This is a genomic window from Campylobacter troglodytis (assembly GCF_006864425.1).
Lineage (GTDB): Bacteria > Campylobacterota > Campylobacteria > Campylobacterales > Campylobacteraceae > Campylobacter_D > Campylobacter_D troglodytis.
In genome coordinates this window covers 1-7204 of the sequence record NZ_QHLI01000083.1, presented here as the reverse complement: position 1 = coordinate 7204, position 7204 = coordinate 1, and the positions used below count along the sequence as shown (strand labels likewise).

Annotated in this window: 6 protein-coding genes and 1 pseudogene; 1 reads left to right on the top strand and 6 read right to left on the bottom strand. The window is 35.6% G+C overall.

Annotated features, from left to right (window positions below):
* Positions 1-154: pseudogene (locus tag DMC01_RS11590) on the top strand (IS1595 family transposase); the annotation flags it as partial.
* Positions 155-436: 282 nt separating this feature from the next.
* Here DMC01_RS11590 and DMC01_RS13845 read toward each other — a convergent pair.
* The 6 genes from DMC01_RS13845 to DMC01_RS11565 all read right to left on the bottom strand — a co-directional run.
* Complete coding sequence (locus tag DMC01_RS13845) at positions 437-589, bottom strand: hypothetical protein (RefSeq protein WP_185908912.1); 153 nt, start codon at positions 587-589, stop codon at positions 437-439.
* 384 nt (positions 590-973) lie between these two features.
* On the bottom strand, positions 974-2194 hold the full coding sequence (locus DMC01_RS11585; protein WP_246059215.1) for an ABC transporter permease: 1221 nt from the start codon (positions 2192-2194) through the stop codon (positions 974-976).
* A gap of 167 nt (positions 2195-2361) precedes the next feature.
* Positions 2362-2886: an adenylyl-sulfate kinase gene (locus DMC01_RS11580; RefSeq protein ID WP_142694364.1), complete on the bottom strand. Its 525-nt coding sequence runs from the start codon at positions 2884-2886 to the stop codon at positions 2362-2364.
* A 98-nt stretch (positions 2887-2984) separates the two neighbouring features.
* Positions 2985-3437 carry a signal peptidase II gene (gene lspA / locus DMC01_RS11575; RefSeq protein ID WP_142694363.1) on the bottom strand — a complete coding sequence of 151 codons (453 nt, stop codon included), beginning with the start codon at positions 3435-3437 and terminating at the stop codon, positions 2985-2987.
* Positions 3430-4767 carry a phosphoglucosamine mutase gene (gene glmM, locus DMC01_RS11570; protein WP_142694362.1) on the bottom strand — a complete coding sequence of 446 codons (1338 nt, stop codon included), beginning with the start codon at positions 4765-4767 and terminating at the stop codon, positions 3430-3432. The genes lspA and glmM overlap by 8 nt, the downstream gene beginning before the upstream one ends.
* Positions 4768-5373: 606 nt before the next feature.
* Positions 5374-7204: DUF2972 domain-containing protein (locus DMC01_RS11565; RefSeq protein WP_142694361.1), on the bottom strand; the 1831-nt coding region annotated here is incomplete at its 5' end.

The window sequence follows — 7204 nt, the reverse complement described above, 5'->3', positions numbered from 1 at the left end:
CTATGCAAAGGCTAGATTAAGTCAGTTTCACGGCATTAAAAGGGAATTTTTCTATTTGCACTTAAAGGAAACTGAATTTAGATATAATGTTAAAGTTAAAAATGAAAATTTGTATAAAATTTTGTTAAAATTGATTAGGAAAAATCCTATGTAATTTTAGCTAAAAGTATCAATCGCCATTTCTTTTATGTGATTTTGCCCATTTGACAACTTGAATTTGGGGTACTTTACTAGCTAATGAGCCTTTCTTTCTTTTTGCAAAGACACAAGCGAAGCGAAACACAAAATTCACCAAGCCACCTTATGCTTTGAGATTGTCGCTATACATTTTACATTCTTTCAGCCCTACAAAGTCCTTTATTATGGATAGTAACTGTTTTGTCAAGCAATGCTTTTTGCATTCAAACGCTAATCTAACATTTTAGCATTCTTTGCCTTAGAGTTGCAAGATGAGTAGCACTAAGTCAAAACACAAACGCTTCTTGCCAACCTCACATCCACGCATTCTACACCCATATCTTGCCCTTGTGCCACGCAGTTGCGAGTGAAGCAAAAAGTAATTCTCATCTACTTCCATTTCACTACTCATTTTAGATATTTTTTCACATTTTTTGGCTATCAAAATTCAAATTTCTTCTAAAAATTTTGCACAAATTTTGCCCTAAAATTTAACAAAGTTGGGAGATTTTTCTTCTCTAATTCAAGTACTTCTTGCAAAGGGAAGAGCCACAGAGGCTAAGTAAAAAACACCTCAAATTTCCCTTGTATTTGGCGAAATTTACAAACAAACCTTTGTTTTTCATAGGATTTAGCTTAAAAATCCTTTGCTTTAAGTTTAATTAAGTCTTTAATTAAAAGAAAGGATTTTGTTTTTAGCCTTGTAGCTTTATATTTTTCTTTTTCAAGAAGATTTATTTAACAAGCTTAGTTGAAGCTTAATATTTTGACAAATCTTAAAAGCTTAAAGCAAGGCTTACTCATTTCTTAAAGTATCCAAAACATCCACCTGAGTAGCCTTTCTTGCTGGATAATAAGAACTTAGCATCACTATACACAAGGCTCCAAAAAGGGCAAATAAAAGATCTATAAAATTTAGATCAAGTAAAAGCTTACTTGATCCATAAACATCAGCAGGAAGGGTGATGATCTCAAAATTTTCAAGCAAAAAAAGCACCCCAAAGGCAAGTAATAAGCCAGCCACTATCCCACTACCTCCTATCAAGCCACCAAGGGCAAAAAATGCCTTTTTAATCTCGCCCTTGCTTGCCCCAAGTGCTAAAAGCAAGGCGATCTCAGCACGACGGTTCATAACTATCATAAGCAAGGAACTTACTATATTAAGGCTAGAAGCTAGGATAATTAGCATTAGCACTATAAAAAGTGCCCTTTTTTCAAGCTCAAGGGCTGAAAATAAATTCTCATTTTGCTCCCACCAGCCATAAACAGAATAAGCCTCGCCAAGCCAGGTCTTAATTTTTTCTATGTCCTTAAAGGGCTCATCTGAGTATATATGAATACCGTCATACCCCTCCCCCCTTCCTAAAACCCTACGCACAGCCTCAATGTCAGCATAAATATATGCCTTATCATAAAGCAAGAGCCCTGAATGAAAGCTATAATTTACCTCAAATCTTTTTGTTGTAGGAGTAAGAGCAAGCCCGCTTGGATTTAAATTTGAAAAGATGATTGAAAGTTTATCCCCTCTTTGTAGATTAAAATCCTCTATCAAAGCCCTTCCTGCAAGCACTTCAAAGCCCTGTAAGTTATTTTCTTTAAGAGCTTCTTGGACCACCTTGTTTATCTTTTTTTCATCCTCGCTTTTTACCCCAAAGAGTAAGCCACCTTCAAATTTATTCTCATACCTTGTGATGATCTGAGAGCTTAGATAGGGGCTAAAAAGTAGGTTTGGAAACTGTGTTTTTATATCATTAAGAAGCTCATCGTTTATGGCATTTTGAAATCTTGAAAGCACAGTTAAGGGATAATTCATCACAAAAAATCTCTCCCTAAGCCCCTTATCAAAGCCGTTCATTATAGCCATAGCCACCAAAAGCACGCAAAGTCCAACGCAAACTCCTATAAAGGCTAGGATCATAGAAAGCATAATGAAGGGTTGTTCCTTATCAAAGCGAAGATATTTAAAGAGTAAATACCTTGTTACAGAGTTATGATGAGGCTTTGTGGGTGTTTTCATTTGTTTCCTTACAGTTTTTGCTAGTTTTACGAGGTAAATTCAAGCTTTTCAAATTTAGCCTTTGGCTGTGAATTCTAGCAAGATTTTTTGATGATTTTATAATAGTCTTTTTGCAAAAAAAGGCAGTGTGCCTTTGAAAGGGTAAAAAGCCTTAAATTCACAAGAACTTAAAGTGCATTATAAAAGCTAAGAAATTCCTTCAAAAGGTATCTAGCCTTTTCATCAAGCTTATCCATAGAGCTATTATTGATGATTAAATGCGCCCTTGGGATGTCAAATTCTAAATCCACCCCCACAACATCCCTTTCAAGCCCTTGTATAGCCCTCGTGTAAAGTTCTTTTTGATCCCTTCTTTTTAGCTCCTCAAAATCACATTCCACAAAGACCTCAAAGTAAGAGCTTAAATTCTTTCTATTAAACTCATAAACCTCATCAAAAAGCGAGATGGTGCTAACTATGACTATTTGCCCCTCATTATTTAAGAATTTAGCCATCTTTGCTCTTTTAAAAGCCATCTCTATCCTAGCTTTTTTATCATAAGAAAAGGACTCAAAAAACTCCCTTGTCTCGTCCCCATCTAAATATACAACATTATCAAAATCCTCTCTTAAAAGCCTTGCTAATTCTTTTGCAAGAGTGCTTTTTCCAGATCCTGCTAGCCCACACAGCCAAATTGTCGCCCCTTTTTTCATTTATATAAACCTTTTAATTTTTAAGTTTTTTTTAAACTGTTAATCTTTGTTAAGCCTTGCAATCTATCCTTTTTTTAAAAGCCTCAAAATAACAGTTTTTATAAAATAGCCTTTTTCTTAAAAAAAAACTCTTTGATTAAGATCAATGCTACGCCTAAATTTATCAATACATCGGCTACATTAAAGATAGCAAAATTAAACCACTTATGCCAATAAAACATATCAACCACGCCCCCATACAAAAAGCGATCAAGCAAATTTGAAGATCCTGCTCCAAAGATCAAAGAAAAGGCAAGTAAATGCTCCTTAAAAAAGCTTTTTTGCCAAAGCAAATAAGCAAACAAGCACAGGATCAAAGCAAGATGCAAGTATTTAAGATAATCTTTCAAAAAGCTTAGCATAGAAAAGGCAACCCCATCGTTAAAAACTTGCACAAGATCTATGTAAGAACTTTCATATCTAAGTCCGTTTAAGGACAAATGCTTAACAAATTGATCGCTTATAAAGGCAAAGCCAAAACCAGCCAAAAAGATGTAAGAAAGCTTAATCATTCAAGGCTTTCTCAAAAAAGCTACTAAGCTCTTTCATAGCATTTTCAAGCACCCTGCCGTCCTTTGCCTCCAAAAGCAAACGAAGGACATTTTCTGTTCCTGAGTAGCGAAAAAGCGAGTTTATTTTGCGTTCTTTAAGATTATTTTCAAGCTCTTTTAAGCCCTTTAATTTGCTTAGATCCTGCTTTTTGCTGATCTTTAAATTTTTTAAAAGTTGAGGGTAGGGCTTGACATTTGATAAGATCTTACTTGCACTTTGTTTTTTAGTAAGCATTAAGGCACAAAACTGCAAGGCTGCTATGAGACCGTCTCCTGTTTTAGCATAGTCTGTAAAGATTATATGTCCGCTTTGCTCACCTCCAAAATTGCCCCCAAGTTCTTTTAATTTTTCAAGCACAAGCTTATCTCCTACCCCACAGCTTACAAGTTCTATTTTATGTGAATTTAAAAACTCTTTTAAGCCTCCATTACTCATCACAGTTGCTACAACAGCTGAGTTTAACTTGCCTTGTTCTTTTAAAAACAAAGCCAAAACCCCAAGCAAACTATCTCCATTTGCCACCTCGCCTTTTTCATCAACCACCACAAGCCTATCAGCATCCCCGTCAAAGGCAAAGCCCACATCAGCACGAAGCCTTTTTACCTCCAAGGCTAAATTCAAAGGGTGCAAGGCACCGCAGTTGTCATTTATATTTAGCCCATTTGGCTCGTCATTTAGCACTATGACCTCAGCTCCTAGTTCCTTAAAGATTGTAGGTGCTACCTTGTAAGCAGCTCCATTTGCTGTATCTAGCACTACTCGTAGGGATTTTAGGGTAAGGGTTTTGGGGAAGGAATTTTTAATTGACACTATGTAGCGACCTATGACATCATCTATGCGTTTGGCTTTGCCGATCTTACTTTCCTTGCTTTTTGCCTCTAAGATAAGCTTTTCATTGGCGTAAATTCTTTCTATCTGTGCTTCTGCTTCCTCATCAAGCTTATTTCCTTGTGCGTCAAAGAATTTGATGCCATTATCGCAATACACATTATGAGAGGCTGAGATCATAATGCCAGCATCACAACGCATATCCTCTGTCAAAAAGGCTATGGCAGGTGTTGGCATAGGACCGATTTGAATGACATTATATCCTATGGCAGTAAGCCCTGAAACTATGGCATTTTCAAGCATATAGCCACTGCGACGCGTGTCTTTTCCTACTAAAATGTTATTTGTTAATGCCTTGTCTTTAAAATAAATGCCACAAGCCATAGCAAGTCTCATAGCCAAAAAGCTATCCAAAAACTCACCCGCCTTGCCCCTAACTCCGTCTGTGCCAAAAAGTTTCATTCTTTGCCTTTTTTAAATTCACGCTTTTTGTGCCTTACACAGTTTGTGTGAATTTTTGCCTTCTTAAATTTGAGAAATTATAACAAATTTAGTTATTTAAAAGCAAGATTAAGCTTGGTTTAAATTTAAGGCTTGAATTTAAAGCACTTAAATTTTTAAAAAAGCCTAGATTAAAACGCTTGTTTAGTTTGCTTTGGCTTTGAATTTAAGCTACTTTTTTTAAAACAAGTTTTCTTGCAAAATGTTTTTTGAAAAAACTTTTGTATAAAAAAGCATTAATTTTTGTTTATATTAACCATCTTTGTCAGACTAAGTTTTGCTAAGTGTTTCATCTTTTGTCATACTGAGCCTTTTATAAAAAAGGCGAAGTATCTCAAAATGAAATTTTTTTAGCAAAAATAGATTTTTTGTTTTGGCTACGCCTTGCAACCCTTTGAATCGCTATGTTCAAAATGACAGTCTGCGTTGAGATAAGCTTTACAAAGCATCTTAAAACTAAATTTCTTTAAACAAGAGCTTGTTCTTTGACTGTGAATTTACTCTGCTTTTAAGGGGAATTCAAGCTTAATAAAATGTTTTTTAAATTTATCACTTAAAGCAAGTTCTTTAATGCCCCTCATCAAGTTCTTTATACATTTTTTCAAATTCTAAGTAGTAAGTCCAAGAAGCTATTATTTCGGGTCTATTTTGCTTAAACCATTGTAATTCTTGCTCGCACATAGTTTTTAACATCTTTCTTTTCTCCTTGTTCTTTCTTAAAAAATTTAAGACCTGCTCCTCTGTGATTAAGGATTTTAAGGTTTCATTTACATTTGATCTTAATGCCTCTATATAGCCTTGCAAGTGCTTTTTTACAGCCTCTAAAAGCTCTTTATCTTGTAGTAAAAGCCTAGCCTCATCCTTGCTTGCATAAATTATAATCTCGCTATCATTTATATAACATTTACTTCCCAAAAGCTGCTCTGTAAGCTCGAAAAAATCAGCTTTCATTCTTAGGCTTGGATCGCAATTTATGTGGATATTTATGCCTTCTATTAAGGCATTATCATCTTTACCTAAATCCTTTTTGTGTGCATACAAGCAAGTGGGAAGAACTGCCATTCCAAAACGCTTTGTCTCAACCCTTCTATTATAAAGCCTCTCATCATAGGGCATATTAAGCTTAAAGAGTTTAGCCATTTTTTTGAATGTTTCATAAGCCTTATTTACAGAAAAATCATCGAAGCTAAATATATAAAACCTATCAAAGCGTGGCACTCTTTTTAAAAAGCTATCAAAATATAATTTAGCTTGCAAGGTATGTGAGCCAAAGCCTACATTTATATTTGGAGCTGCATTACCCCAATATATATTTTCAGGAAAAAGAGCCTTAAAATCCTTGTTTGCAAGGGTGAATTTTTTCATCAAAGGGCTTATCTTAGCACTTGAAAAGTGATTACAAGCAGATTTGATCTTTGAGATAGGATCCCTTGTTACAAAAAGCAAGGGCACCTTCTTGGTTAAGAGATGAAAATATTTTGTCCCACTGTTTATGTAAGTAGCGATGACATTAAAGGATTTTTTGTTCTTGATTAAAATCTCATAATCTTGCTTGTACTTGGCATCCTCATAATGCCAATACCCACAAATTCTAAGCCCACAAAGCTTAAAAAAATTCAAAATACTCATAGAAGCTGTGGCTCCGTTATTAAAAAAATTTATATGATAATAAGGAGGCAAGGGCAAGTTGAGCTGCCAAGCAAGAGAGGCTGGAATCTTTTCATAGCTTAAATCAGGGTTTTTGTATTTGCTTTTATCATTTGAGAGGATTTGAGGTTCGCTTTTTGAGAGGGCTTGAGTTTTTAATGCGGCTTGAATTTCATCCTTTGAAGAGGCTTGAGTTTTTAATGAATTAGTGCTTGAATTTTTTGTTAAAGCTTGTTCGTTTTTGCTGTTTGAATTTGTCAAAGCCTCAGCTTTGTTATCTCCCACAGCTTCATCTTGTTTGCTTGAATTTGACAAAGCCTCATTTTGTTTGTGTGCTAAATTTGAAACTTCCTTATTTGATTGAGTTGTATTTGTTGCCAAAGCCCCATTTTCTTTGCTTGGCTGAGTTTCAGCTTTTGCAAACCCCTCGCCCTCGCCCTTTGAATTTACCACAGCCTCAGCTTTGCCACCTGACAAGGCTTCATCCTTGCTAACCTCACCCTCAAAGCAAGCCTCGCCTTGCTTGCTTGAATTTTCCAAAGCCTCAGCTTTGCCACCTGACAAGGTCTCATTTTTATTGCCTAAATTTGCAAGAGATTTTCCCTCGCCCTTTGAATTTGCCAAGCCATCAGCCCTGCCAGTATCGCCCTTGCCCTTTGAATTTGCCAAGCCATCATTTTCAAAAAAGTCCTCCCCATTCAACAAAGCAGGATTTAAAAGCGGAGGATAGGGGTGGTTTGTGTCGAGGTAT